This window comes from Streptomyces sp. NPDC002868 (assembly GCF_055563295.1).
The window spans coordinates 471536-498243 of the sequence record NZ_JBVHDR010000003.1; the positions used below are offsets into that span (position 1 = coordinate 471536).

21 protein-coding genes are annotated in these 26708 nt (G+C 71.2%); 15 read left to right on the forward strand and 6 right to left on the reverse strand.

From position 1 onward, the window contains the following. Positions 1-89 precede the first annotated feature (89 nt). Positions 90-368 carry a PspA-associated protein PspAA gene (gene pspAA / locus ACZ3H8_RS12870; protein WP_467400825.1) on the reverse strand — a complete coding sequence of 93 codons (279 nt, stop codon included), beginning with the start codon at positions 366-368 and terminating at the stop codon, positions 90-92. A 9-nt stretch (positions 369-377) separates the two neighbouring features. After that, positions 378-1163 carry a PspA/IM30 family protein gene (locus ACZ3H8_RS12875; protein WP_467400827.1) on the reverse strand — a complete coding sequence of 262 codons (786 nt, stop codon included), beginning with the start codon at positions 1161-1163 and terminating at the stop codon, positions 378-380. A 304-nt stretch (positions 1164-1467) separates the two neighbouring features. Between ACZ3H8_RS12875 and ACZ3H8_RS12880 the strand changes: the two genes are divergently transcribed. From ACZ3H8_RS12880 to ACZ3H8_RS12895, 4 genes are all read left to right on the forward strand, one after another. Next, on the forward strand, positions 1468-2064 hold the full coding sequence (locus tag ACZ3H8_RS12880; protein WP_467400829.1) for a DUF3043 domain-containing protein: 597 nt from the start codon (positions 1468-1470) through the stop codon (positions 2062-2064). Between the two features lie 53 nt (positions 2065-2117). Then, positions 2118-2852 (forward strand): class I SAM-dependent methyltransferase, encoded by a 735-nt coding sequence (locus tag ACZ3H8_RS12885; protein ID WP_467401291.1) that lies wholly within the window; start codon positions 2118-2120, stop codon positions 2850-2852. A gap of 194 nt (positions 2853-3046) precedes the next feature. Next, the gene (locus ACZ3H8_RS12890; protein ID WP_467401294.1) at positions 3047-4777 is read left to right on the forward strand and encodes an ABC transporter ATP-binding protein; all 1731 of its coding nucleotides are present in this window, start codon (positions 3047-3049) and stop codon (positions 4775-4777) included. Between the two features lie 51 nt (positions 4778-4828). Beyond that, positions 4829-5887 carry a S1C family serine protease gene (locus ACZ3H8_RS12895; protein WP_467400831.1) on the forward strand — a complete coding sequence of 353 codons (1059 nt, stop codon included), beginning with the start codon at positions 4829-4831 and terminating at the stop codon, positions 5885-5887. A 405-nt stretch (positions 5888-6292) separates the two neighbouring features. Here the strand turns inward: ACZ3H8_RS12895 and ACZ3H8_RS12900 are convergent, their stop codons facing one another. Together ACZ3H8_RS12900 and ACZ3H8_RS12905 are read right to left on the reverse strand one after the other, a co-directional pair. Further along, positions 6293-8380, reverse strand: coding sequence for a bifunctional polysaccharide deacetylase/glycosyltransferase family 2 protein (locus ACZ3H8_RS12900; RefSeq protein ID WP_467400834.1), 2088 nt, complete (start codon positions 8378-8380; stop codon positions 6293-6295). An 813-nt stretch (positions 8381-9193) separates the two neighbouring features. Beyond that, positions 9194-9403 (reverse strand): hypothetical protein, encoded by a 210-nt coding sequence (locus ACZ3H8_RS12905; RefSeq protein ID WP_467400836.1) that lies wholly within the window; start codon positions 9401-9403, stop codon positions 9194-9196. A gap of 91 nt (positions 9404-9494) precedes the next feature. On the opposite strand from ACZ3H8_RS12905, the gene ACZ3H8_RS12910 reads away from it, so the two are divergent. The 4 genes from ACZ3H8_RS12910 to ACZ3H8_RS12925 all read left to right on the forward strand — a co-directional run bounded on the left by ACZ3H8_RS12910 (position 9495) and on the right by ACZ3H8_RS12925 (position 14448). Further along, a complete protein-coding gene (locus ACZ3H8_RS12910; RefSeq protein ID WP_467400839.1) occupies positions 9495-10697 on the forward strand; it encodes a bifunctional adenosylcobinamide kinase/adenosylcobinamide-phosphate guanylyltransferase in 1203 nt (400 codons plus the stop codon). Positions 10698-10742: 45 nt separating this feature from the next. Further along, positions 10743-11813, forward strand: a complete 1071-nt coding sequence (gene cobT / locus ACZ3H8_RS12915; protein ID WP_467400841.1) for a nicotinate-nucleotide--dimethylbenzimidazole phosphoribosyltransferase — start codon at positions 10743-10745, stop codon at positions 11811-11813. Positions 11814-11893: 80 nt separating this feature from the next. Further along, the gene (locus tag ACZ3H8_RS12920; RefSeq protein WP_467400844.1) at positions 11894-13744 is read left to right on the forward strand and encodes a phosphatidylglycerol lysyltransferase domain-containing protein; all 1851 of its coding nucleotides are present in this window, start codon (positions 11894-11896) and stop codon (positions 13742-13744) included. After that, positions 13741-14448: a hypothetical protein gene (locus ACZ3H8_RS12925; protein WP_467400846.1), complete on the forward strand. Its 708-nt coding sequence runs from the start codon at positions 13741-13743 to the stop codon at positions 14446-14448. The genes ACZ3H8_RS12920 and ACZ3H8_RS12925 overlap by 4 nt, the downstream gene beginning before the upstream one ends. Here the strand turns inward: ACZ3H8_RS12925 and ACZ3H8_RS12930 are convergent. Next, positions 14397-15152, reverse strand: coding sequence for a hypothetical protein (locus ACZ3H8_RS12930; protein WP_467400848.1), 756 nt, complete (start codon positions 15150-15152; stop codon positions 14397-14399). The genes ACZ3H8_RS12925 and ACZ3H8_RS12930 overlap by 52 nt on opposite strands. A 73-nt stretch (positions 15153-15225) precedes the next feature. Here ACZ3H8_RS12930 and ACZ3H8_RS12935 point away from each other — a divergent pair, with 73 nt between their 5' ends. Continuing rightward, positions 15226-16026, forward strand: coding sequence for an adenosylcobinamide-GDP ribazoletransferase (locus ACZ3H8_RS12935; protein WP_467400851.1), 801 nt, complete (start codon positions 15226-15228; stop codon positions 16024-16026). On the opposite strand, the gene ACZ3H8_RS12940 is transcribed toward ACZ3H8_RS12935, so the two are convergent. Continuing rightward, a complete protein-coding gene (locus tag ACZ3H8_RS12940) occupies positions 16023-16805 on the reverse strand; it encodes an endo alpha-1,4 polygalactosaminidase (protein WP_467400853.1) in 783 nt (260 codons plus the stop codon). The genes ACZ3H8_RS12935 and ACZ3H8_RS12940 overlap by 4 nt on opposite strands. Before the next feature lie 229 nt (positions 16806-17034). Here ACZ3H8_RS12940 and ACZ3H8_RS12945 point away from each other — a divergent pair, with 229 nt between their 5' ends. The 6 genes from ACZ3H8_RS12945 to ACZ3H8_RS12970 all read left to right on the forward strand — a co-directional run bounded on the left by ACZ3H8_RS12945 (position 17035) and on the right by ACZ3H8_RS12970 (position 26294). Beyond that, on the forward strand, positions 17035-18591 hold the full coding sequence (locus ACZ3H8_RS12945) for a leucyl aminopeptidase (RefSeq protein WP_467400854.1): 1557 nt from the start codon (positions 17035-17037) through the stop codon (positions 18589-18591). 340 nt (positions 18592-18931) lie between these two features. Next, positions 18932-20320, forward strand: coding sequence for a dihydrolipoyl dehydrogenase (lpdA, locus tag ACZ3H8_RS12950; protein ID WP_467400857.1), 1389 nt, complete (start codon positions 18932-18934; stop codon positions 20318-20320). A 92-nt stretch (positions 20321-20412) separates the two neighbouring features. Continuing rightward, positions 20413-22260, forward strand: a complete 1848-nt coding sequence (gene sucB, locus ACZ3H8_RS12955; RefSeq protein ID WP_467400859.1) for a 2-oxoglutarate dehydrogenase, E2 component, dihydrolipoamide succinyltransferase — start codon at positions 20413-20415, stop codon at positions 22258-22260. Positions 22261-22459: 199 nt separating this feature from the next. After that, positions 22460-22837: an effector-associated constant component EACC1 gene (locus tag ACZ3H8_RS12960; RefSeq protein WP_467400861.1), complete on the forward strand. Its 378-nt coding sequence runs from the start codon at positions 22460-22462 to the stop codon at positions 22835-22837. Beyond that, positions 22834-25635 carry a caspase, EACC1-associated type gene (locus ACZ3H8_RS12965; RefSeq protein ID WP_467400863.1) on the forward strand — a complete coding sequence of 934 codons (2802 nt, stop codon included), beginning with the start codon at positions 22834-22836 and terminating at the stop codon, positions 25633-25635. The genes ACZ3H8_RS12960 and ACZ3H8_RS12965 overlap by 4 nt, the downstream gene beginning before the upstream one ends. A 35-nt stretch (positions 25636-25670) precedes the next feature. After that, entirely contained in the window at positions 25671-26294 is a 624-nt protein-coding gene (locus ACZ3H8_RS12970; RefSeq protein WP_467400864.1) for a GntR family transcriptional regulator, read from the forward strand. Positions 26295-26708: the final 414 nt, after the last annotated feature.

Here is a 26708-nt window from a genome sequence, read left to right on the forward strand (position 1 = left end):
GTGTACTTCGCGGGGAGCGGCGGACACACACCGTCGCCCCGTTCCGGACCGGCCGGAGCGGGGCGCCGCTGTCTGTTGGAGTGCGAGCGTCAGCCAGGGATCAGGCCGTCGTCGCCGAGCAAGTGCCGTACGTCCTCGAGAGTCGCGTCCGGAGCCGGGAGGATCAGCTCTGACGGCTCCAGGGAGTCGTCCGGCAGCGGCTCGCCGAGCTCGCGGACCTTCTCCAGGAGCGCGTGGAGGGTCTGCCGAAAGCCGGGGCCGTCGCCGCTCTCCATCTCGGCCAGCAGTTCGTCGTCCAGCTTGTTCAGCTCGCTGAAGTGGCTGTCCGCCAGCTTCAGCTGCCCCTCCCCCATGATCCGTACGATCATGACGAGTCCCTACTGCTTGTCGAACTTGTGCGGGGTGTTCTGCTGCGGAGCAGCGTCCTGCTGGTCGGTCGTGCCGCCTTCGATGGCCTGCTTCGAGGTCGAGCCGCCCGCGAGCTCGGCCTTCATCCGCTGCAGTTCCAGCTCTACATCAGTACCACCGGAGATGCGGTCCAGCTCGGCGGCGATGTCGTCCTTGGCCATCCCGGACGGGTCGTCCAGGGCGCCGGAGGCGAGCAGTTCGTCGATCGCGCCGGCCCGGGCCTGCAGCTGGGCGGTCTTGTCCTCGGCCCGCTGGATCGCCAGGCCGACGTCGCCCATCTCCTCGGAGATGCCGGAGAATGCCTCGCCGATCCGGGTCTGGGCCTGGGCCGCGGTGTAGGTGGCCTTGATGGTCTCCTTCTTCGTACGGAAGGCGTCGACCTTGGCCTGCAGCCGCTGGGCGGCGAGAGTGAGCTTCTCCTCCTCACCCTGCAGCGTCTGGTGCTGCGTCTCCAGGTCGGTGACCTGCTGCTGGAGCGAGGCACGGCGGGACAGCGCCTCGCGCGCCAGGTCCTCGCGGCCGAGCGCCAGTGCCTTGCGGCCCTGGTCCTCCAGCTTGGTCGACTGTCCCTGCAACTGGTTCAGCTGCAGCTCGAGCCGCTTACGGGAGGTCGCCACATCGGCGACTCCGCGGCGCACCTTCTGCAGCAGTTCCAGCTGCTTCTGGTACGAGTAATCGAGGGTCTCGCGCGGGTCCTCGGCCCTGTCAAGGGCCTTGTTTGCCTTCGCGCGGAAGATCATCCCCATACGCTTCATGACACCGCTCATGGGCTTCGCGCGCCCCCTTCTGACGGACTCAGCTTCAGCACTCCAACAGAACCCACAGTACGGGCCCTGCATCTATTACCGCACTGTTCGAGCGCGGATGCGCTCCTCCCCAAGGACGAGTGCTCAGAGCTCCGATCCGGCGCAAGGAGTAGGTGGCCGTCAGGGAAACCTTGGGCAACGTCCGCTCTGTCCGGCTTCCGCCGGGCTTCTGTCCCCTACAGACGCTCGGTGTTGCGGGATCGTTCCCCACCGGCGTTGGGCCGACGCGTTCCACCCCGTACCCTTGGGCTTTGTGTTTGGTAGCCGTTCCAAGGAAGAGAAGTCCCCCACCGACAAGGTGCCGCTGGACCTCTCCAAGCAGCCCCGCGACCCCGAGGCCCCGAAGGGCCGCCCCACGCCCAAGCGGAGTGAGGCCCAGACCCAGCGCCGCCGCGCCTCCAGCGCGCCGGCCGACCGCAAGGAGGCGATGAAGCGCCAGCGGGAGGCCCGCCGCACGGATCTGGCCAAGCAGCGGGAGGCACTCGCCAGTGGCGACGAGCGCTACCTGCCGGCCCGTGACAAGGGACCGGTCCGCCGGTTCGTGCGCGACTTCGTCGACTCGCGCTTCTGCATCGCGGAGTTCTTCCTGCCGCTCGCGGTGGTGATCCTGGTCCTGAGCATGGTCCGGGTGGGCTCCCTGCAGAACATCGCTCTGCTGCTCTGGCTCGGCGTGATCGTCCTGATCATCGTCGACTCGGTCGGTCTGTCGATCAGGCTGAAGAAGCAGCTGAACGAGCGGTTCCCGAACGAGCCCAAGCGCGGCGCCGTCGCCTACGGCCTGATGCGTACGCTCCAGATGCGTCGGCTGCGTCTGCCGAAGCCGCAGGTCAAGCGCGGAGAGCGGCCCTGAGCACGGTCGGTTTCGAGGGCGCTGCGGCCAGCTGGCTCGGTGGGCTCGGGGCGCTGCGCAACACCGTCCGCCAAGAGCTCGTCGCCCGTCAGCTCGATGAGCAGATTGCGGCCCGCTACCCCGTCGGGCAGCGGCTGCGGATCCTCGACGTCGGCATGGGCCAGGGCACCCAGGCGCTGCGCCTGGCGCGGGCCGGGCACACGGTGACCGGTCTGGAGTCCGATGCCGAGATGCTGAGGGCGGCCCGTGAGTCGCTCACCACCGAGCCGGCCGGGATCCGTGAACGGGTCCGGCTGATCGAGGGCGACGGCCGGGACACCGGGGTGCACTTCCTGCCCGGCAGCTTCGACGTGGTGCTCTGCCACGGGGTGCTGATGTATGTCCAGGAACCGGACGCAATGCTCGCGGGCCTGGCCAGGATGCTGGCGCCCGGGGGCCTGCTCTCCCTGCTCGTACGGAACGGGGACGCGCTGGCCATGCGGCCGGGGCTGGCCGGGGACTGGCCCGGGGCACTGACCGCCTTCGACTCGGGCACGTACACCAACCGGCTCGGGCTTGCGGTGCGGGCGGACCGGCTCGACGCGCTGACGGCGACGCTGGCGGGGATCGCGGCGCCGCTGCACGCCTGGTACGGGGTGCGGGTCTTCACCGACAACGTGCCGAACGAGACCGAACTGCCCGCCGCCGATGAGCTGGAGCGGCTGCTGGCCGCGGAGGACCGCGCGGGGCGCACGGATCCGTACCGCCGGGTCGCGGCCCTGCTGCATCTGTGCGGCGTACGCGGCTGAGCTGATTCGGGCAACCGCTCAGGTGTTCAGGGGGTTTTCGCGTCTTCGCTGAGGTGACTACCGCAGAAACCGCCGCAGAAACCGCCGCGAAAACCGCAGACACCACAGACACCACACAGTCCGCAGAGACCACAGACACCGCAGAGCCCGCAGAGCCCGCAGACGCCACTGGCGTCGAGAAGCCGCCCGTCAGACTGCCCGCCCGGGAGACCTGGCGGGCGTTGTACGCGCATTTCCGCCCGCACCGCTGGGTCGTCGCGCTCGGCGCCGCCCTGACCCTGGTCGGCACAGTCACCGGTCTTGCCCAGCCGCTCGCCGCCAAGACCCTGGTCGACCGGCTCGGCGACGATCAGTCCATCACCGGGATCCTGGCGCTGCTCACCGCGCTGGTGGTATTCGGCACCGCGATCGAGGCGGTCGGCGAGTACATCCTGGAACGCACCGCCGAGTCCGTGGTGCTGGCCGCCCGCCGCACCCTGATCGGGCGGCTGCTGCGGCTGCGGCTGCCGGAGGTGGAGCGGACCCAGCCCGGCGATCTGATGTCCCGGGTCACCTCGGACACCACGCTGCTGCGTGCGGTGACCACCCAGTCGATCGTCTCGGCGGCGGCCGGCGGGCTCGCCTTTGTCGCCACGATCGTGATGATGGGCCTGATGGACCCGGTGCTGCTCGGTGTGACGCTGGGCGTGATCGTGTTGATCGGCGGCTGTGTCGGGCTGCTGATGCCGAAGATCGCGCAGGCGACGCAGCGTTCGCAGGAGGCGGTCGGCGAGATCTCCACCGTGCTGGAGCGGGCCTTCGGGGCCTTCCGTACGGTCAAGGCGTCGGGGGCCGAGGAGCGCGAGACGGCGGTCGTGTCGAGGGCGGCGCGGGAGGCGTGGCGGCACGGCATACGGTCCGCGAAGTGGCAGTCGGCGGCCTGGTCGTCGGTGGGCCTGGCCGTACAGGTGTCGTTCCTGGCGGTGCTGGGGATCGGCGGGGCGCGGGTCGCCTCCGGCGCGATCTCCATATCCACGCTGGTGGCCTTTCTGCTCTTCCTCTTCTATCTGATCGACCCGGTGTCGAGGCTCGTGGACGCGGCCTCGCAGTACCAGGTGGGCTCGGCGGCGATCGCGCGGATCGTGGAGGCGGAGCGGCTGGAGACGGAGACGCTGACGACGCCGCGGGGGGACGCGGGCACGGGTCCGGCGTCGGTGGTTTTCGAGGACGTCACCTTCCGCTACCGCGACGATCTTCCGTACGTCCATCACGGAGTCTCCTTCGAGGTGCCCGGTGCCGGGATGACGGCCTTCGTCGGCCCGTCCGGGGCGGGCAAGACGACCGTCTTCGGGCTGATCGAGCGGTTCTACGAGGCGAGTGGCGGACGGATCCTCGTCGACGGCAAGGACGTACGGGACTGGCCGCTGGCCGATCTGCGCGCCGCGATCGGCTATGTCGAGCAGGACGCTCCCGTGCTGGCGGGGACAGTGCGGGAGAACCTGGTCTTCGCCGCGCCGGACGCGAGCGAGGAACAGATCCGGGACGTGCTCGTACGGGCCAGGCTCGACGCGGTCGTGGAGCGGCTGCCGGACGGCCTGGAGACAGTGGTCGGGCACCGCGGCTCCAAACTCTCGGGCGGCGAGCGGCAGCGGGTCGCGATCGCCCGTGCGCTGCTGCGGCGGCCACGGCTGCTCCTCCTGGACGAGGCGACCTCGCAGTTGGACGCGGTCAATGAGATGGCGCTGCGCGATGTGGTCGCAGAGGTGGCCCGGGATGTGACGGTGCTGGTGGTGGCGCACCGGCTGTCGACGGTGACGCTGGCGGACCGGATCGTGGTGATGGAGGCGGGGAAGGTACGGGCGGTGGGCACGCACGGCGAGCTGGTGGCGGCGGATCCGCTGTACGGGGAACTGGCGGCGACTCAGTTCCTCGCGTCGGCCCCCTGATCGGATGCGCAACGCAGGCCAGGCCCTGGGGGCGAAAGCGATACTCCGGACATGGATGCCTCCCTCGTACGACGTCATGTGCTGCTGCCGGTGACCGCGACGGTCTGCGCGGTCGCGCTGGCCGTGGGCTGCACGTCCGGCTCGTCGACGCCGGACTCCTCGGCGCGGGCGGCGGCGCCCGGGGCCGACAACGATCTGCAGAGCGACTACCAGACCGTGATCAGGAATGTGCTGCCGTCGGTCGTCCAGATCGAGGCGGGCAGCGGTCTGGGCTCCGGCATCGTCTACGACACGAAGGGCCATGTCGTCACCAACGCGCATGTGGTGGGCGCGGAGAAGTCCTTCCTGGTGACGGCAGCGACGGGTGAGCAGGCGATGACCGCGAAGCTCGTCTCCTCCTTCCCGCAGCAGGACCTGGCCGTCATCAGGCTGGACAAGGTCCCGGAAGGGCTGAAGCCCGCGAAGTTCGGCGACTCCGCCAAGGTCGAGGTCGGCCATATCGTCCTGGCGATGGGCTCGCCGCTGGGCCTGTCCAGCAGCGTCACCCAGGGCATCGTCTCGGCGGTGGGCCGCACCGTGACGGAGAGCCCGGAGGCCGGCGGCACGGGCGCGACGATCGCCAACATGGTGCAGACGTCCGCGGCGATCAATCCGGGCAACAGTGGTGGGGCGCTGGCCAATCTGGACAGCGAGGTGATCGGGATTCCGACGCTGGCGGCGACGGATTCGGGTATGGAGGGCGCGCCGGCGCCGGGTATCGGTTTCGCCGCCCCCGCCTCGACGGTGAAGTCGATCGCTGACCAGATCATCAAAGACGGCAAGGTCACGGACTCGGGCCAGGCGGCGCTGGGCATCACGGCGCGGACGGTGCTGGACGACAACTACCAGCCGGCGGGGGTGGCGGTGGTGGAGGTCGCGAAGGGGGGCGCGGCGGAGAAGGCGGGGCTCCGGGCCGGGGACATCATCACGAAGCTGGGCTCCGCGGAGATCACAACGATCACGTCATTGGCGGAGGCGCTGGCGTCCTACAGCCCGGGGCAGAGGGTGGGGGTGACGTATCTGCGGGGCGGGGAGAGCGGGAGGGTGGAGGTGACGCTGGGGGAGATTTGAGGGGGCGCCGGTCCGTGGTGGGCGCCCGGGGGATTTCCCCTACCCGCCCCTTCCCGAGACTGGGGAAGGCCCCAGACCCCGGGGGCCGGCGCCCCCACACCCCGGGTAGCGGCAGCTTCGCGCCGCCACCACCAGCGGGACCGAGGCGCACACCCGCGCCACGCGCCCCCGGGAAACGGCAGCTTCGCGCCGCCGACGCCAGCGGGGCTGAGTCCAACGCCTCCGCCGCCCGCGTACAGCGGGACGCAGACCTGCCATGCGGGAGCTTCGCACCGGGTTCCCGGGGACGGCACCGGGACTGACCTGACCGGGCCGGAAGCACCGTTCATCGGCCGAGCATGTCTCACACCGTTGAAACGCCGATACCGGCCACACCGGCCGTCTGCCGTACCGCCGGCAGGTACGTCAGACACTCGTCGCACGACGGTCCTCCAGGACGTCCGTCGCCGACCCGCTGCGCTGCATCCGCTGCCACCGCAGACGGTTACCCATCAGGGCCGTGACCACCGACTGAACGACGACCAGGTACATCAGCTGCCGGTAGACGAAGATCTGGAGCGGCAGGGTCCACAGCGGCTCGAACTTCTCGCGGTCCAGACGCAGCGCGTACAACGCGGTGAAGACCTGCACCGCGGTGAAGGCGAGCCAGACCGCCGCCGCCTGACCCGCGCCCTGGAACAGCACCCCGTACAGGGCGAAGACATCGACGAGCGGGGCGAGCAACGGCAGGACCGTCTGGAACATCAGCAGGTAGGTGAGGCCACGGCGGCCGAGTTTGCCTCCGGCGCCGCGCTCCAGCAGCGCGCCGCGGTGCTTCCACATGGACTGCAAGGTGCCGTAGCACCAGCGGTACCGCTGCTTCCACAGCTGACGCACCGTCGAGGGGGCCTCGGTCCAGGCGATGGCCGACTCCTCGTAGACCACGCGCCAGCCGGCCCGGCACAGGGCCATGGTGAGGTCGGTGTCCTCGGCGAGGGTGTCCTCGCTGACCCCTCCGACGCCGACCACGGCCTCGCGGCGGAACGCTCCGATCGCGCCCGGAACGGTCGGCATGCACTCCATGACGTCGAACATGCGGCGGTCGAGGTTGAAACCGATGACATATTCGAGGTGCTGCCAGCGGCCGAGGACACCCTGCCGGTTGCCGACCTTGGTGTTGCCGCTGACCGCGCCGACGCGCGGGTCGGCGAGCGGCTGGATCAGATTGAAGATCGCGTCGGGCTCGAAGACCGTGTCGCCGTCGATCATGACGACGATGTCGAAATGGGCCCAGGCGAGGCCGGTGTTGAGGGCGGCGGCCTTCCCGGAATTGGGCTGACGGACGACCATGACCCGGCGGTCGTCCATCGCCTCGGCGATCTCGAAGGTCCGGTCGGTGGAGCCGTCATCGACAACGATGATCTGCACGGCCTCGTGGGTGGAGGCGAGCAGCGAACGAACGGTCGCATCGATGCCCGCTTCCTCGTTGTACGCGGGGACGATCACCGAGACCGGGTCGGTGAGGGGCGGAACGCGCGGGGCGCCGCGACGTCGGGAGCGCTTGGCACGTACGCGTTTCACATGGACACGGGCGACGGTGAACAGCATCAGCAGCCGGGCCACGGTGATCCCACCGGCCACGAGCAGGAACCAGGTCATGCCGTCGGCGAAGGCCCGCGACGCCTGCTGTGCGCGGACGACGGCGGCGCCCTTCCACTCGGCGGCGGTGGAGACGGCGTAGGTGGTGCCCCGCAGCCCGAGACCGGCGCCGACGGTCGTGTAGGTGACCCGGTCACCGCGGGTGGTGGTCAACAGCCGCTCGGTCTCCGTGACGGCGTCGGGCGAGCCGGTGAGCTGGCGTACGGCACCCCGGGCGGCGTCACGGCCGGACGAGTCGGCGGCGACGAGGACATAGCCGTCGGCGATGGCGCGCCGCGCCGCCTCGCCCATGTCGGCGCAGAGGGTGGCGACGTCAGTGGTGTGCGGAAGGCGCAGCAGATGGGCGCCGATGCCCGCTGTGCCGGCCAGGACGTTCTGGGTGAGGGCGAGTTCCAGTCGGGCACGGGGCTCGGAGAGGCCGGCGAGATTGGCGTCCGTGTAGGTGTGCGAGCCGATCTCGTGGCCCTCGTCCTTGATTCGGCGTACCAGATCGGGGTGGGCGGCGGCCTCGGTGCCGGTGAGGAAGAAGGTGGCCTTGGCGTCGTGCTGCTTCAACAGGTCGAGAAGGCGCGGGGTCCAGGCCGGGTCGGGGCCGCCGTCGTAGGTGAGGGCGACGCTGCCGGAGGGCATCCGGGAGCCTGCGGCCTCTGAGGTTCTGGGGGCCTTGCGCAGGACGGGACCGTCGGCGAAGTCGGGCGCCGGGGTGGCCGGGCACCGGGTGGCGGGTGCGACGGTCAAGGCTATCTCGTGCCTCCCGTAGCCGCTGAAGAGCAGCGCGGTGGCAGCGACGGCCAGGGTGAGGCTCAGGAGCACCCAGTGGGCACGGGGGTCGCGGCGCAGGGCGTGCCGGGTCACTTCGGCCCCTTGCCGTCCGCAGCCGGGCTGCGCCGGGGGCGTTGCCGGAGTTTCCGGGAGGATCACTTGCCGTCGGGGCCGGCTCGGGCGCCGCGGTGGCGGCCGGGCCGGTTGCGTCGGTGCCGGGGTTTCCCGATGCGTCGGCACCCTTGGTGGCGGGGGCCGCAGAAGAGGCCGTGTCGGAGACCGGGTCCACTTCGGCCTCGTCGTCGGCGGCTTCCCGGGACTCGGCAGTGGAAGGCGTCGGTTCGCCGGTGGGGGCCGGATCCTGCCCGCTCCGGCTCCAGGGCAGCGGACCGCCGGTCGGCCCGGCACCGAAGAGCCCGGCCAGAACAATGACAACAAAGCAGACGCACGCGGCACCGATGACAAGGGACGCGTACCTCACCAGGCGGCGCCGGCGCCCCGAGGCGTCGACGAATATCGCGTTCTTCTGTCGAGTCACAGCGGCGGATTCTATGGACTGTGGGCTCCACTACGAAGCCGGGCGCCAAAACCGACATTCTGCCGCGCTGCGTGGAGACGGGCGGCCGGGTCTCCGCGGACCACTGATATGCCTCCTGGCCAGGTACGGGGCGACCCCCGATCCCCTTCCGGGGCTGCCGCCTCGCGCCGCGAGGCTCTGCCCGGCACTTTCGCGCAGTCGGGGCCGGACGGCGGCAGCGCGTGCCTGTGCAGTTCGTGGAGCGGGGCGGTCCCAAGACGGCCGACGGCGACGTTCCGGCGCGACGGCGCTCCGACAGCGTCGGGGAGCGCCCCACCGGGCCTGGCCTGGGGGTACCTCGTACCCCCAGCGCCCCCGACCCTCCCCGGCTACGACTCGTTCGCGTGCAGGCTCATCGGGCCGTAGATCTTTGTGGCGTCCTCCGACAGCACCGCTTGGTCCGCGCCGCCCTCGAGAAGTTCCTTCCAGCACTCGCCGATCCAGGACTCGGCGTCACCCTGCGTCGTGAACTCCTCCGGCTGCACCGCCGGTTGGACCTCCGATCCGTCGGACTTCTCGAACCGCCACGTCCATGCCATGTGCGCCTCCCAAGGTCCACCAGTGATCTCTTTCCTGCCCGCAGCGTAGCCGGGCGCGCACGCCCCGCGGTGACGCGGGAGGATCGTGAGCGTGGAACTCACTTTGCTCGGGACCGGCGCCCCCGCCGGACTCCCCCGGCCCGACTGTCCGTGCGCCGCCTGCGCCACCGCGCGCGGAGCGTCCGCGCGGGCCGCCACCGCCTTGCTCGTGGACGGGGCCCTGCTGCTCGACCTCACCCCCGGCGCCGCCCTCGCCGCCGCGCGGGCCGGGCATTCGCTCGTCGGCGTACGGCAGGTGCTGCTCACGCATCCGCACGACGGGCCCGCCGTGGATCTGCCCGCCGGGCTGCCCACGGCCGGGCGGGTGCCGGACGGGCGGGAGCTGACGCTGATCAGCGGGCACCGGGTGCGGGCCGTCCCGATGGATCAGCCGGGCACGGGGTACGAGGTGACGTCCCCGGAGGGCGAGCGGCTGCTCTACCTTCCGCCGGGCGGCTCGCCCGCAGGCCTCGCGGAGGGCCGCGCGGCATACGAGATGGTCGTCGCCGATGTGATCGGACGGCCCGACGCGATCGCCCGGCTGCGCGCCACCGGCGCGATCGGCGCGACCACCGACATCATCGCCGTGCACATCGACCACGACGTCACCGGCGGCCGCCCCGAGCTGGGCCGGCGGCTCGCCGCCGCGGGCGCGCGGGCCGTACCGGACGGGACGACGCTGATCGTCGGCGAGTACCACGCCGTCCCCGACATCCCCCGCCGCACCCTCGTCACCGGCGGCGCCCGCTCGGGCAAGTCCCTGGAGGCCGAGCGCAGGCTTGAGACCTTCCCCGAGGTGCTGTACGTCGCGACGAGCGGCCATCGCGAGGGGGACGCCGAGTGGGCCGACCGGGTCTCCCTGCACCGCGAGCGGCGCCCGGGCTCCTGGCGTACGAGCGAGACCTGCGATCTCGTACCCGTCCTCGCCGAGGAGGGGCCGCCGGTGCTGATCGACTGCCTCTCGCTGTGGCTGACCGACGCGATGGACCGGGTGGGCGCCTGGGACGACGCCACCTGGGCGGCGGACGGCGAGCGCGCGCTGCACGAGCGGGTCGCCGAACTCGTCGCCGCGGTACGGCAGACCACGCGCACCGTCGTCGCGGTGACCAACGAGGTAGGCAGCGGCGTCGTGCCGGCCACCGCCTCCGGGCGCCGCTTCCGCGACGAACTGGGCCGCCTCAACGCCGCCTTCGCCGCCGAGTGCGAGCACGTCCTGCTGGTCGTCGCAGGCCAGGCCCTCGTGCTGCGCAGCTGACAGGCGCTGCCCTGCCGCGACACCGCTGCCGGTACTGTTCGGCGAATGAGCAGGCTGAATCTCGACGACTTCTCCGACCTGATCGAGCGTCCCGACAGCGGTATGCGGCGTGACGCCGAGGAACGCCGGGAGCGGCTGACCGTCCCGCCCGGCGCCCTCGGCCGGCTCGACGAGCTGGGCGAGTGGCTCTCGGCCGCGCAGGCCTCCGTGCCGGTCAAGGCGATCGAGCGGCCGCGCGTGGTGCTGTTCGCCGGTGATCACGGGGTGGCCGAACTGGGCGTCTCCGGCCGGGAGTCCGGCTCCGCGCACGAGCTGGTGCGCGCCACGCTGGAGGGCGCGAGCCCGGTCGCCGTGCTGGCCCGCCGGATGGGCGTGCCGGTGCGGATCGTCGACGCGGGGCTCGACTGCGACCCGGGGCTGCTGCCGGACGAGGTGGTACGCCGCCGGGTGCGGCGCGGCAGCGGACGTATCGACATCGAGGACGCGCTGACGATCGAGGAGACCGAGGCGGCCGTACGCCTGGGCATGGCGATCGCCGACGAGGAGGCCGACTCCGGCACCGACCTGGTCGTACTCGGCGATCTGAGCGTCGGCGGCACCACGCCCGCCTCGACGCTGATCGCCGCGCTGTGCGGCACGGACGCCTCGGTGGTGACCGGCCGCGGCGGCGCGGGCATCGACGATCTGGCCTGGATGCGCAAGTGCGCGGCGATCCGTGACGCACTGCGGCGCGCCCGGCCGGTGCTCGGCGATCAGCTGGAGCTGCTGGCGGCGGTGGGCGGCGCGGATCTGGCCGCGATGACGGGTTTCCTGCTGCAGAGCGCCGTACGCCGAATGCCGGTGATCCTCGACGGAGTCGTATCGGCGGCGTGTGCGCTGGTCGGGCAGCGTGCGGCGTTCCGCGCGCCGGACTGGTGGCTGGCGGGCCAGGTGAGCGGCGAACCGGCGCAGACGAAGGCGCTCGACCGTATGGCGCTCAACCCGCTGCTCGATCACGGCGTCACTGTGGGCGAAGGAACCGGGGCATTGCTCGCGCTCCCCCTCGTCCAGGCGTCGGCCGCGCTCGCGGCCGAACTGCCGGAGCGTACGGAGCCGGTGGAGAGCGACACGGACTGACGGGCCGGTGCGGCCGCCCTCGACCGGGCGGCCGCACACTCGCCCACTATGACGCGCGATGCCCCATATCATCGCGTTTCATGGGAGAGGTCCGTTTGTCCACCGAAGAGGCGAGCCCGAGTACAAGTACGAGTCCGAGTACTGGTACTGGTACTGGTACGAGTCCAGGTACGACGGGTACGGGTACGAGCCGGAGCACGGGCGGAAGCACCGTCCGCTCACGGCGCAGCGCGGCATTCGCCGTCTGGTATCTGCGCGCCGTGACGTTCGTCAACCTCCTGAGCGCCGTCTGGGTCTCCCTCGGCCAGGATCTCCGGCGGCACAACATCGATGACTACTTCACTCCGTATCTGCTCACGGCGGGCTTCGCATCCGGTGCCTTCACCCTCTTCCTGGCAATCACCATGCGCCGCCGCAAGCGGGCCGCCTGGATCCTCAACTCCGTACTGGCCGGGCTCTTTCTGCTGCTCTTCGTCCTCGCGATCGCCGTCGACCCGGACGTCCGTGAGCACGCGCAGAACTGGATCTCGCTCGTCCTGACGTCCGCCTTCGTGCTGGCCCTGGTGCTCGGGCGGCGGGAGTTCTACGCGAAGGGCGACCGCACCAACCCCAAGCTGGCCGCCGCCGTCGCGGTCGGCGGGCTGCTCGTCACCTCGCTGCTCGCCGCGATACTCGTCACCGTCACCAACACCTCGGCCGGCCACTCCACCTTCCTGGAGCGCTGGCGCTACGGCGTGATGCGGCTGGTGTCGCTGGCCGCCGACGACTCCCCCTTCGCCGGCATCAGCACACCCGGCTGGGTCAACGTCACCATCAACGTCCTCTCCACCCTGCTGCTGCTCGCCGTGCTCTACGCGGCGTTCCGCTCCCGCCGGGCCGTCGACCCGCTCACCGAAGGCGACGAGGAGAGGCTGCACGCGCTGCTCGCACGCCACGGCGACCGGGACTCGCTCGGCTACTTCGCGCTGCGCCGCGAGAAGAGCGTCGTCTGGTCCCCGACCGGGAAGGCCGCCGTCGCCTACCGCGTGGTGGGCGGGGTCTCGCTCGCGTCCGGCGACCCGATCGGCGACCCGGAGGCCTGGCCCGGCGCGATCGACCCCTGGCTGGCCGAGGCGCGTGAACACGGCTGGATCCCGGCCGTGATGGGGGCGAGCGAGGAGGCGGGCACCATCTATGCGCGGCACGGCCTGGACGCGCTGGAGCTGGGCGACGAGGCGATCGTCGAGACCGACGAGTTCACCCTGGACGGGCGCGCGATGCGGACCGTGCGCCAGGCCTACAACCGGGTCAAGCGCGCCGGGTACGAGGTGCGGATCCGCCGCCACGAGGAGATTCTGCCCGCGGAGATGGACGCACTGCTGGGACGCGCAGACGACTGGCGCGACGGAGCCACCGAGCGCGGCTTCTCGATGGCGCTGGGGCGGCTCGGCGATCCCGCGGACGGCCGCTGCGTGATGCTCGAATGCACGGACGGCGAGGGCGAGTTGCGGGCGGTGCTGAGCTTTGTGCCGTGGGGGCCCGAGGGGCTCTCGCTCGATCTGATGCGGCGCGACCGGGGCTCCGAGAACGGCCTGATGGAGTTCATGGTCATCGAACTCCTGCAGCGCGCCGAGGAGATCGGGATCACCCAGGTGTCGTTGAACTTCGCGATGTTCAGGTCGGTCTTCGAACGCGGCTCGAAGCTCGGCGCGGGACCGGTGCTGAGGCTGTGGCGCTCGCTCCTCAGCTTCTTCTCCCGCTGGTGGCAGATCGAGTCCCTCTACCGCGCCAACGCCAAGTACCGACCCATCTGGGAGCCACGCTTCATGCTCTTCGAGAAGAGCGCCGACCTGCTGCGCATCGGCCTCGCGGCGGGCCGCGCCGAGGGCTTCCTGGAGGCGCCCGGGCTGCCCAAGTGGATGCACCGCAGACATCTGGAGACCACGCGTTGAACACGGTGCGCGCCTTCGCGCGCCGCGAGTGGGGGCCGCTGTACGCGACCCTGCGGAAGGCGCTCGTCACCAAGAAGTGGCGGGCCGTTCCGATGACGCTCGGGGCGGTCTGCCTCACGGCGCTCTTCCAGCTGGTGCAGAACCAGTCCTGGGGCTTCCGCCCGGTCCACGACATCGGCTTCGTCAAGGCCGAGGACCCGCTCTGGGTGGCCCTGCTGCGCACCCCGCTGTCGCTGTTCGTACCGGCGCTGGATCTGCCGGTGTGGGGTGCGCTGGCGCAAGTGCTGCTGGTGTTCGGGATCGCTGAGATCGCTCTGGGCCGGTGGCGGACACTGGTGATCGCGTACGTGTCGACGCTGGCCGGGACGACGTACGCACGGATCGGCATCGCGCTCGGCCCCGACGGCTTCTTCGGGCTGCCCGCCTCCGACGCGCAGGTCGTCGACACCGGCCCGTCGGCGGCGGTCGTCGGCCTCGCGCTCTTCGTCTGCTGGCGCTTCAGGGCCTGGCTCACGGCGGCGCTGGTGATCGTGTCGATGGTCGTCGAGGTGCTGGTCAAGGACAACCTCGCGGGCAAGGAGCATCTGGCGGCGATCGCGGCGGTGCTCGTGGTGTGCGCGCTCTCGGCGCTGTGGCAGCGCCGGCTCAGGCGTCAGCGTTTGCGCGCCGGCAGCCGGTCGGGGGCGCCGCCGATCAGGTCCTGAAACCTGCGCCGTGGCCGGTCCCAGCGGCGGTCGTGGCGGAAGGAGCGCAGCCGGGCCCTGGCGCGGGCCTTGGGCCGCTTGCGGTAGAAGCGGCGGGCCCAGGGAGAGCCGGGCCGGGCCAGCCGTACCGCCCCGAAGAGCGCCACGAACGGCACCAGAACGCTGATGAGCGCCATCCGTGGCTTGCCCTTGAAGAGCACGACGAGCACAAGGAAGAAGTTGATCACCAGTGTCGCGATCAGCGTGGCGCGGTCCTGGCGTTCGTCGGGGGTCATCTGATTGACGCCGAGCGGTGCGAAGCCGCTGAGGACCAGCAGCGCCAGGGCCGCGGCGAGGACCACGACCTCCACGCTCTGACGGCCCTGCTCGGTCCAGTAGACGTCGTCGAGATGGAGGATGAGCGCGAACTCGTCGAGTACGAGGCCCGCGCCGATCCCGAAGATGATCGCGCAGGCCGCCGCGGAGGGGCCGTGCCGGGCGCTGCCGACCGCCCCGAAGCCACCGACCACGGTCAGGATGACGCCGGGGACCACGTGGTGGATGTGCATGCCGCCGGGCGTGACGTTCTTGAACGGCCCTCTGCCCGCCCTGATCAGCCGGGTGATCGTACGGGTCGCCAGGAAGGTGATGATGAAGGAGGCCAGCGCGAGCAGCATCGGGAGCTTCCCCGGCTCGACGATGTTGCGGTAAAACCAGTGACCCATCCCATGCCACCCGCTCCCGATTTGCGCGATATGCGCAATTTACCGTCAGTCCGGCCGGGCTACCCTTCGCGCGATGATTCCTCTGGACGGCACACGTCACGGCATACGCCACGGCATACGTTTCGCTTTCGGCACCCTGACCGCGCTCCCGGTCCGCGTCACGCGCTGGGACCGTGACACGGCGCGCGCCGGAATGCTGTGCGCGCCACTGGCCGGGCTGGTCGTGGGCCTGCTCGCCGCGGGCGCCGGCGGGCTGCTGATGCTCCTGGGCTCCGGCCCGCTGATCGCCGCGACGGCCACGGCCGCCGTCCCGGCCGCGCTCACCCGCGGCCTCCATCTGGACGGCCTCGCCGACACGGCCGACGGCCTGGGCAGCGGAAAGCCCGCCGAGGACGCGCTGCGCATCATGAAGCAGTCGGACATCGGGCCGTTCGGGGTCATCACGCTGCTGTTCGTGCTCCTCGCCCAGGTGGCGGCGGTGGCCGAGCTGTACGGCGAGGGCTGGACGTACGGCGCGGTGGGCGCCGCGGTCTCGGGCGTGACCGCGCGCCTGGCCCTCACCCTCGCCTCACGCACGGGCATCCCGGCGGCCCGCGCCGAAGGCCTCGGCGCGGCGGTGGCACAGGTCGTTCCCGTACGCACCGGACTCGCCGTCGCCGCCCTGATCACCGCGGCCTGCGCGGCGGCGGGCGCGCTGTTCGGCGGGTACGGCGCGGTCCACCACGCCCTGGCGGTCCTGGCAGGCCTCGGCGCGGCCCAACTGCTGCTGCGCCACTGCGTACGCCGCTTCGGCGGGGTGACGGGCGACGTGTTCGGCGCGCTGGCGGAGACCGCGGCGACGGTCTGCCTCGTCGCGCTGGTGCTCGGCGGCTAGCAGGGACTGCGCCAGACCCCCAGCTCGTACTTCTTCAGCATCGAGCTGAGCTTCAGCCGCCGCGCCTCGGGACAGAACTCATCCGTCGTCAGCTCGTACTCGACGTGGAAGACCGCCTTGCCCGCGCTGATGAACGGCGTCAGCCGCTCGCACTCGTCGTGCTCCGCGCACTGTTCATTGACCGCGAAGTCGAAGTCCCCGACCAGCTGCGGGATCTGGTCGAGGTCGTTCTTCAGGCCCACGGCCAGCCCGCGGTCGTGGGCGAGGCGGGCGATCAGGCGGTTGTAGCGGAGCTGATCGGCCGCGGAGATGGGTAAGCCGGTGGGGTTGGCGTACGCATCCATGTTGTCGGGCTCGACCGCGTCGAAACCCTTGGCCCGGCACATCTCGATGCGCTCGGCCATCAGGGGTTCGAGGATGTCCGTACGCCGGATGTCGAGCCAGCGTTCGCCGTCCCAGCCGTTGCCGCGGCCGAGGACGGACTTCGGGAACTTCGCGGCGTCCGGGCGGAACTCCTCCCACGCGCCGGTGGAGAGATAGCAGATGACTTTACGGCCGCGGCGGTGCAGATCGGCGACCGCGGACCTCGGGTGGTCGAAGCCGTCGATGTCGTACACCGGCACGTCCACGGTCGGATCGAGCTTGCCGCTGAGCTGCCACTGCCAGGCCGGGCCGGGCTCCGGCCGCCAGCGCTCGGCGGGCGGTTTGCCGTCCGGCGGGGAGGTGCAGCCCGCCAGTACGAGGAGGAGGAGCACGAGCGGCAGTGGTACGCGTCTCACAGGGCGGGCTCCAGTGCGTGCGGGAGGGCGGTGTGCGTGTGCGGTGTGCGGTCGCACGGCACAGCAGAGCACAGACGAGCCCGGCGAGCCGCGGGGCTGCGCCACGGACGAGTGAACCGCCGCCGCCGTGAGCGATACATGTGACCGCGCGTAGGCTCTTGTCCGGTGTGGGGTGTCGATCCACCCCCTCTACGGCCCCGGAACTCAACGGAAGCGAGATTTCACCACCGTGACTGCTCTCACTCTCAGCACTGCCGGCGCGGCGACGCTGCGCGCCGACGCCCTCGTGGTCGGCGTCGCGAAGGGCGCCAAGGGCCCGGTCGTCGCGCCCGGCGCCGAGGCTGTGGACAAGGCGTTCGACGGAAAGCTCGCCTCCGTTCTCGACACCCTCGGCGCCACCGGTGCCGAGGGCGAGGTGACCAAGCTCCCCGCCCCCTCCGGGCTCAAGGCCCCGGTCGTCCTCGCGGTCGGCCTCGGCGCGGTGCCGGAGAAGGACGAGGCGTACGACGCCGAGTCGCTGCGGCGCGCCGCGGGCGCCGCGGCCCGTGCGCTGAACGGCTCGAAGAAGGCCGCGTTCGCTCTGCCGGTCGAGGCGGCAGAGGACGCGGAGGCGATCGCCGAGGGCGCGCTCCTCGGTGCGTACTCCTTCACCGCCTACCAGGGCAGCGGCAAGGACGCGCAGGACCCCAAGAGCGGTGCCTCCCAGGCCGGAGGCAGCGGGGCGAAGCAGCCGCTCGGCGAGGTCGCCCTGCTCGGCGCCAAGCCGCGCGACAAGGCGCACAAGGCCGCGGCCGAGCGCGCGATCGCGCTGACCGAGGAGATCAACCGCGCCCGCGACCTGATCAACACCCCGCCGAACGACCTCTTCCCCGAGTCTTTCGCAGCCGTCGCCACCGCCGTCGGCAAGGAGCACGGCATCAAGGTGCAGGTGCTCGACGAGAAGGCCCTCGGCAAGGGCGGCTTCGGCGGAATCCTCGGCGTCGGCCAGGGCTCGGCCCACGGCCCGCGTCTGGTGAAGCTCGTCTACACGCACCCCAAGGCGGAGAAGACGCTGGCCCTGGTCGGCAAGGGCATCACCTACGACTCGGGCGGCATCTCGCTCAAGCCGGCCGGTCACAACGAGACGATGAAGTGCGACATGAGCGGCGCCGCCGCGGTGTTCGCCGCCGTCGTCACCGCGGCCCGCCTCGGCCTCCGGGTGAACGTCACCGGCTGGCTGGCGCTCGCCGAGAACATGCCGTCCGGCACCGCCACCCGCCCCGGCGACGTCCTGCGCATGTACAGCGGCAAGACGGTCGAGGTGCTCAACACCGACGCCGAGGGCCGTCTGGTGCTGGCCGACGCGCTGTGGAAGGCCTCCGAGGAGAAGCCGGACGCCATCGTGGACGTCGCGACGCTGACCGGCGCGATGGTGCTGGCTCTCGGCAACCGCACCTTCGGCATCATGTCCAACGACGACGCATTCCGTACCTCCATCCACGAGATCGCCGAGGAGGTCGGCGAGCAGTCCTGGCCGATGCCGCTCCCCGCCGAGCTGCGCAAGGGCATGGACTCCCCGACCGCCGACATCGCCAACATGGGTGAGCGGATGGGCGGCGGCCTGGTGGCCGGTCTGTTCCTGCAGGAGTTCGTGGGCGAGGGCATCACCTGGGCGCACCTGGACATCGCGGGCCCGGCCTTCCACGAGGGTGCGCCGTTCGGCTACACCCCCAAGGGCGGCACCGGCTCCGCGGTCCGCACCCTGGTCAAGCTCGCCGAGCGCACCGCCGCCGGCGACCTCGGCTGAGACTGAGGGCTGAGACTGAGGGCTGAGTCCGAGTCTGAGGACCGAGTCTGAGGACTGAGGCTTTTCTCTCCGTACGGCCCCGGGCATACGTCCGGGGCCGTCCGTGTTGTTAGGTTCGCCTTCAACGGAATCCGTACGTTCGTACGGGCCAGTAACCCCGCGGGACGGTCGATCAGCCGTCCCAGACCCCGGCCCCGCGTCCCGCCTCCCGTCAACAAGTGCGAAGATGGGTTCTCGGCAGGACAGGGCCCCCACCACAGGGCCGAAGAAACAGCGGCCGAACACCAGCCGCCGCCCGGTCGAGGACCGGCGACCGGCGCACATGCATGGAGGACGTGACGTGGCGAACGACGCCAGCACCGTTTTCGACCTAGTGATCCTCGGCGGTGGTAGCGGCGGTTACGCTGCGGCGCTGCGTGGAGCTCAGCTGGGCCTGGACGTCGCCCTGATCGAGAAGGGCAAGGTCGGCGGCACCTGCCTGCACAACGGATGCATCCCCACGAAGGCTCTGCTGCACGTCGGCGAGATCGCCGACCAGGCTCGTGAGGCCGACCAGTTCGGTGTCAAGGCCACCTTCGAGGGCATCGACATCGAGGCCGTACACAAGTACAAGGACGAGGTGATCTCGGGCCTGTACAAGGGTCTCCAGGGTCTGATCGCCTCCCGCAAGGTCACCTACATCGAGGGTGAGGGCCGGCTGTCCTCCCCCACCTCTGTCGACGTCAACGGCCAGCGCGTTCAGGGCCGCCATGTCCTTCTCGCCACCGGCTCCGTACCGAAGTCGCTGCCGGGCCTGGAGATCGACGGAAACCGCATCATCTCCTCGGACCACGCCCTGAAGCTGGACCGCGTCCCGCAGTCCGCGATCGTGCTGGGCGGCGGCGTCATCGGCGTCGAGTTCGCCTCGGCGTGGAAGTCCTTCGGCTCCGACGTCACCGTCATCGAGGGCCTGAAGCACCTGGTCCCGGTCGAGGACGAGAGCAGCTCGAAGCTTCTTGAGCGCGCGTTCCGCAAGCGCGGCATCAAGTTCAACCTGGGCACCTTCTTCGAGAAGGCCGAGTACACCGCCGAGGGTGTGCGGGTCACCCTCGCGGACGGCAAGGCCTTCGAGGCCGAGGTGCTGCTGGTCGCCGTCGGCCGCGGCCCCGTCTCCGCCGGTCTCGGCTACGACGAGCAGGGCGTCGCGATGGACCGCGGCTATGTCCTGGTCGACGAGTACATGCGGACGAACGTGCCCACCATCTCGGCGGTCGGCGACCTCGTCCCCACGCTCCAGCTCGCGCACGTCGGCTTCGCCGAGGGCATCCTGGTGGCAGAGCGGCTGGCCGGTCTGAAGACTGTTCCGATCGACTACGACGGCGTGCCGCGGGTGACCTACTGCCACCCCGAGGTCGCCTCCGTGGGCATCACCGAGGCCAAGGCCAAGGAGATCTACGGCGCGGACAAGGTCGTCGCCCTGAAGTACAACCTCGCGGGCAATGGCAAGAGCAAGATCCTGAAGACCGCGGGCGAGATCAAGCTCGTCCAGGTCAAGGACGGTGCCGTGGTCGGCGTACACATGGTCGGTGACCGTATGGGCGAGCAGGTCGGCGAAGCTCAGCTGATCTACAACTGGGAGGCTCTGCCGGCCGAGGTCGCGCAGCTCATCCACGCGCACCCGACGCAGAGCGAGGCGCTCGGCGAGGCCCACCTGGCACTCGCGGGCAAGCCCCTGCACTCCCACGACTGAGCCCCTCGGGCGCGACGACACTTCCGCACGTCCCCTCGCTCGGCGCTCCGCGCGAGCTGGGGAGACCCCATCCGTTAGGAGCAACTGAAACCATGCCGGTTTCCGTAACCCTTCCGGCGCTCGGCGAGAGCGTCACCGAGGGCACTGTCACGCGCTGGCTGAAGGCCGAAGGCGAGCGAGTCGAGGCCGACGAGCCGCTGCTCGAGGTGTCGACCGACAAGGTCGACACCGAGATCCCGGCCCCGGCCGCGGGCATCCTCGCGTCCATCAAGGTCGCCGAGGACGAGACCGTCGAGGTCGGCGCCGAGCTGGCGATCATCGACGACGGCAGCGGTGCGCCCGCCGCCGCCCCGGCTCCGGCAGCTGCCGAGGCCCCCGCCGCCCCGGCCGAGGCCCCCGCCGCCCCGGCCGAGGCCCCCGCCGCCCCGGCCGAGGCCCCGGCCGCGCCTGCCGCCCCGGCTCCGGTCGCCGAGGCCCCCGCGGCTCCGGCCGCCCCGGCTCCCGCTGCCGCTCCGGCAGGTGGCGCCACCGGCACGGACGTCGTCCTCCCCGCGCTCGGCGAGAGCGTCACGGAGGGCACCGTCACCCGCTGGCTCAAGCAGGTCGGCGAGACCGTCGAGGCCGACGAGCCGCTGCTCGAGGTCTCCACGGACAAGGTCGACACCGAGATCCCGGCCCCGGCTTCCGGTGTGCTGCTGGAGATCGTGGTCGGCGAGGACGAGACCGCCGAGGTCGGCGCCAAGCTGGCCGTGATCGGCGCCCCGGGTGCCGCTCCGGCTGCCGCCCCCGCGCCTGCCGCCCCGGCTCCGGCCCCCGCAGCCGCTGCTCCGGCTCCGGCTGCCCCCGCGGCTCCCGCGGCCCCGGCCGCACCTGCTGCTCCGGCCGCCCCCGCTCCGGCTCCTGCTCCGGTCGCGGCTCCCGCTCCGGCTCCGGCCGCTCCGGCGCCCGTCACCCCGGCCCCGGCTGCTCCGGCCGCCCCCGCCGCAGGTGACGCCAGTGACGCCTACGTGACCCCCCTGGTCCGTAAGCTCGCCGTCGAGAACGGCGTGGACCTGTCCGCGGTCAAGGGCACCGGCGTCGGTGGCCGTATCCGCAAGCAGGACGTCATCGCCGCCGCGGAGGCCGCCAAGGCTGCCGCCGCCGCTCCGGCACCGGCCGCCGCCCCGGCCGCCGCCCCGGCCGCCGCTTCGAAGGCCCCGGGCCTCGAGGTGTCCCCGCTGCGCGGTCAGACCGTCAAGATGACCCGGATGCGCAAGGTCATCGGCGACAACATGATGAAGGCCCTGCACAGCCAGGCGCAGCTGACCTCGGTCGTCGAGGTCGACATCACCAAGCTGATGAAGCTGCGCGCCAAGGCCAAGGACGCCTTCGCCGCCCGTGAGGGCGTCAAGCTGTCCCCGATGCCGTTCTTCGTCAAGGCCGCGGCCCAGGCGCTGAAGGCCCACCCGGTCATCAACGCCCGGATCAACGAGGACGAGGGCACCATCACGTACTTCGACTCGGAGAACATCGGCATCGCCGTGGACTCCGAGAAGGGTCTGATGACGCCGGTCATCAAGAGCGCGGGCGATCTGAACCTCGCCGGCATCGCCAAGAGGACCGCGGAGCTCGCGGGCGCCGTGCGCGCCAGCAAGATCACCCCGGACGACCTGGCCGGCGCGACCTTCACCATCAGCAACACCGGTTCGCGTGGTGCGCTGTTCGACACGATCATCGTGCCGCCGAACCAGGCCGCCATCCTGGGCATCGGCGCCACCGTCAAGCGCCCGGTGGTCATCAACCACCCGGATCTGGGCGAGACCATCGCCATCCGCGACATGACGTACGTCGCGCTCTCCTACGACCACCGTCTGGTGGACGGCGCCGACGCCGCCCGCTACCTGACGACGGTCAAGGCGATCCTGGAGGCCGGCGAGTTCGAGGTCGAGCTCGGCCTGTAAGGCTCCAGCCCTGTGGGTGTGCCCCCGTCCGGTCCGCCGGACGGGGGCACACTCATGTGCGCGCCGCCTCATCCGCCCCTCATCCGCACCCGCTTCCACGCCTCGTCCGCGCCCTCTTCCGCGCTTTCAGTGGCGGCCCAACGCCCGTGCCGGGCATGCTGGTTGACCAGGGTCAGCGCACAGGGGGAGAGCCATTCGTATGGAGATCCAGCTCAGCGTTCCGGGCGACGGCGTCGCCCTGCTCCATCTCCACGACTGGCTGCGCCGCGACGACCGCACGCGGCGGCTAACCCCCCGGCTCGCCTCGGGGGCCGACACCCCGGGCGGGGCCATGGGCACGCTCGACGTGGTGAACGTGATCCTCAGCAACAGCATCGCGTTCACTTCTCTCGCCGTGACCCTTGCCAACTGGCGGACCGCGCGCCGCTCCACACTGTCCGGGACGGAGGTGCGGGTCACGAGCGGCGGCACCACCATGACGATCCCCAACGCCTCGGCGGAGCAGATCGAGCAGATCCTGCGCTCGCTGCCGTCGGCCGGCGACGAGGAGGGAAGCGACGGCGGAGAGCCGTCGTGACCCTGCCCGACACGGGCGCGTCACGCGCTGTCCTGATCGGGGCGCACCAGTTCGCGGACGCCTCCCTCGAGGCGCTCCCGGGCGTCGCGAACAACGTGAAAGAGCTGCGGCGACTGCTGACGGCCGACGCGACCTGGGGGCTTCCGGACGCGCACTGCACCGCGTATCTGGACCCCGAGGATCCGGTGGAGGTCCTCGCCGCTCTGAACCGGGCGGCCCGCGAAGCCACGGACACGCTGCTGGTGTACTACGCCGGGCACGGCCTCATCGACCCTGACGACGACCGCAGGCTCTATCTGGCGACGCCGCAGACCTGCGCGGACGACCAGTGGTATCTGAGCCTGCGCTACGAGGACTTCCGGCGGGCGGTCACCCGCTCGCCCGCCCGGCGCAAGGTGGTCGTCCTCGACTGCTGCTTCAGTGGACGCGCCATCACGGGCGGCATGGCCGTGACCGGCGCCCAGGCCCTGAAGTCGGTGGCGGAGCAGGTCGAGATCGAGGACAACACCTGCGTACTGACCGCCGCTTCCGGCACCTCGACGGCGCTGTGTCCGCCGGGCGAAACGTACAGCGCCTTCACCGGCGAACTCGTCGGCCTGCTGGCCGACGGGGTCCCGGAGGAGCACCGTGAGCTGCTGGATGTGAGCACGCTCTACCGGCATCTGCACGCGCGGCTGTCCGGCAAGGGCCGCCCGCTCCCCCAGCTGGGCACCCGGAACGCGGGCAGCGACATTGTCCTGGCCAGGAACGCCGCGTACACCGGTCCTGCCCCTGTTGTCAGGGGCTCCGCGCCCGGGCCGATCCGTCCCAACACGCTCGCCGCGCCGGACGGCACCTTCGTCGGACGCCGGCGCGAGCTGGCCGAACTCGCGGACCTCGCCGGAACGGTCATCTCGGACGGTCGCTCCATGGTCTGTCTGGTGCACGGCATGGGCGGTGTGGGGAAGACGGAGATCCTGCGCAGGGCGGCGGCTTCGCCGTGGGCCGAGCAGTTCGAGGACGGCCGGTTCGAGATCAATCTGCGTGGCTTCGCGCCGGGTTCGGAGCCGGACGACGGTCGTCAGGCACCGGAGGCCCGGGACCCCGACGAGGTGCTGGAAAGCCTGCTGCGGCAGGTCGGGCGTACGGACATCCAGGCCGACCGGGATGCTCGCGAGGAGGCGTGGCGCGCCTGGCTGTCCACGCGACGCGTGCTCCTGCTGCTGGACAACGCCTACGGCGCCGAGCAGATCCGCCCGCTGCTGCCCGGCCCGCACGCCGCCTGTCTCACCCTGGTCTCCAGCCGCAATCAGCACATCCCGGCCGGCCGTTCGCTCGGCGCCGAGCTGCTGCCGGAGCGGGACGCGGTCGCCCTGCTGCGGCACATCGCCGGTGACACGGACGAAAGCACCCTGCCTCAGGGCGATTTGGCGCGGCTGGCGGACCGTTGCGGCAGGCTGCCGGTGGCCCTGCGCCCGATGGGCTGGGCGCTGCGGCACACCGCGGTGGCGGATCTGCTGGCCGCGATGGAAGCCCCCGATCCGCTACGGGACTTCCCCGAGGCGGACGGCCCGGTCAGGGCCGCGTTCCTGGCGTCGTACCACCGGCTGCCGCACGAGCTTCAACTCACCCTGCGGCACTGCGCGCTGCACCCAGGGCCCGACTTCGCCGGGGATGCGGTGGCGGCGATGATGTCGATCCCCGCGGCGACGGCCGCGCTGCGGCTCGGGCGGCTTCAGCAGCGTCACGTCCTGCTGGCCACGCGGGGGCGTTTCGGTTTCCACGGACTGTTCCGGCACTACGCGCAGGTGGTGGCCGAGAACGATCCCGCGCTGCATGGGACGGCCGTACGCCGCAGTCTGTACGGACATCTGCTCGCCTCGCTGGCACACGCGCTGTCCGTGCTCACCGGTGCTCCGGCCCATAGCGCGCCCACCGCCGACGGCACGGCTTTCGCCTCGGCCGACGAGGCGCGCGCCTGGCTGAAGTCGCACTCCTCGGAGCTGGAGCTGGCGGCGGACGCGGCATCCAGGGACGGCTGGGAGCGCGCGACCCAGCTGGAGAGCGGCACGGGCTACTGGCTCTACCTCAACGAGCGGTACGGCAGCGCCCGCTCCCACTACGAGCGTGCGCTCGAACTGGCCCGCGCGGCGCGGGACCGGGCCTCGCAGGTCTACGCGTTGAACGGCATCGCAGAGACCCACCGGCTGCAGTTCCGCTTCGGGGACGCCCGCGCCCACTACCGGCGGGCCCTCGAACTCGCCGACGGCGACCTCACGGCCACCTCGGAGTCACTGAACGGCATCGCGCTCACCTACAGCGTCGAGCAGCGGTACGCGGATGCCCGTACCCACTACGAGCAGGCGCTCGAACTCGCCCGCGCCACCGGCGACTTGGTGGCTCAGGTATACGCGCTGACCGGCATCGGCGACACGCATCGCTACGAGTTCCGGGACGAGGACGGCCTTGCCTACTTCGACGAGGCCGTGACGCTGGCCGCGGCGATCGGGAACGTCAGCGCGCAGGCGTACGCCCTCACGTGCATCGGCCATGCGCACCGCGGGCAGCGCAGATACGAGCCGGCCCTCGGCTGCTACAACCGGGCCCTTGAACTGGCCCGCTCCACGGACGACCGGATGGCGCAGGCCCAGGCTTTGTACGGCATCGCGCGGACCTACGGCTTCCAGGGCCGGTTCACCGAAGGCCGTGACCAGTGCCACCTGGCGATGTGGATCTTCCAGGATCTCGGTGTGCAGGACTGGGTCGATCAGTGCGTGGAGCTACTGCGCGATCTCGCCGCCGACGAGCGGCGGCAATAATGACAGGGTCCGCGATGCCCTCCCCAGGAGCCCTCATGACCCCGCCCGTCATCCACTCGCTGCGCGAACAGATCCGCGAGCACATCGTGGAGGGGATCGTCAGCGGCCGCTGGAAGCCCGGCGAGCGGATCGTCGAGCGGCGGATCGCGACGGAGCTACAGGTGTCCCAGACGCCGGTGCGCGAGGCGCTGCGGGAGTTGGAGAGTCTGCGGCTGATCGAGTCGGCGCCCAACAAGGGTGTACGCGTACGGAATCTCACGGCCGCCGACCTGGAGGAGAGCTACCCCGTGCGGGCCGGCCTCGAGCAGATCGCGGCCGAGCTGGCGGCCGGGCGGCTGGCGGAGGACTGCTCCGCGCTGGAGCCGCATGTGGCGGCGCTGTACGCGGCGGACAGGGCGGGCGACTCGGCCGCGCAGGTGCGGCACACGGTCGGATTCCACCGGGAGCTGGTGCGGGCGGCGGGGAACGGCGTGCTGCTGCACACGTGGGAGGGGCTGGGGATCGAGGTGTTCACGGCGCTGTCGATCCGGTGGCTGGGGACGGTGCAGAAGTCGTACGCGGAGGAGCACGAGGAACTGGTCGAGGCGTTTCGCCGGAGCGATCCGGAGATCGGGGCGCTGGTGAAGGCGCATGTGTTGGGCTGCGCGCCGCGGGCGTGACGCGGCGGACGCGGCGGACGCGGTCGTACGGCCTGGAATTGGCGCCCCGAGCCGCCGGTCACCGGTTCCGTCCTCAAACGCCGGACGGGCTGGGATTGGCGCCCCGAGCCGCCGGTCACCGGTTCCGTCCTCAAACGCCGGACGGGCTTGATTCGCCCCCCGAAACGCCGGCCACCCGGTCCGTCCTCAAACGCCGGACGGGCTGGGATTGGCGCCCCGAAACCCCGGTCACCGGTTCCGCCCTCAAACGCCGGACGGGCTTGAGACCGGTTCCGTCGCTGGACGGGCTTGGTTGGCGGCCCGAGACGCCGGGCGCGTTTGGAGCCTGTCCGGCGATTGAGGACGGACACACCGGGTCACCGGGCAGCCCCAGGTGACCGGCGCACCGCCGCGCCCGAAATACACCCAATTTCC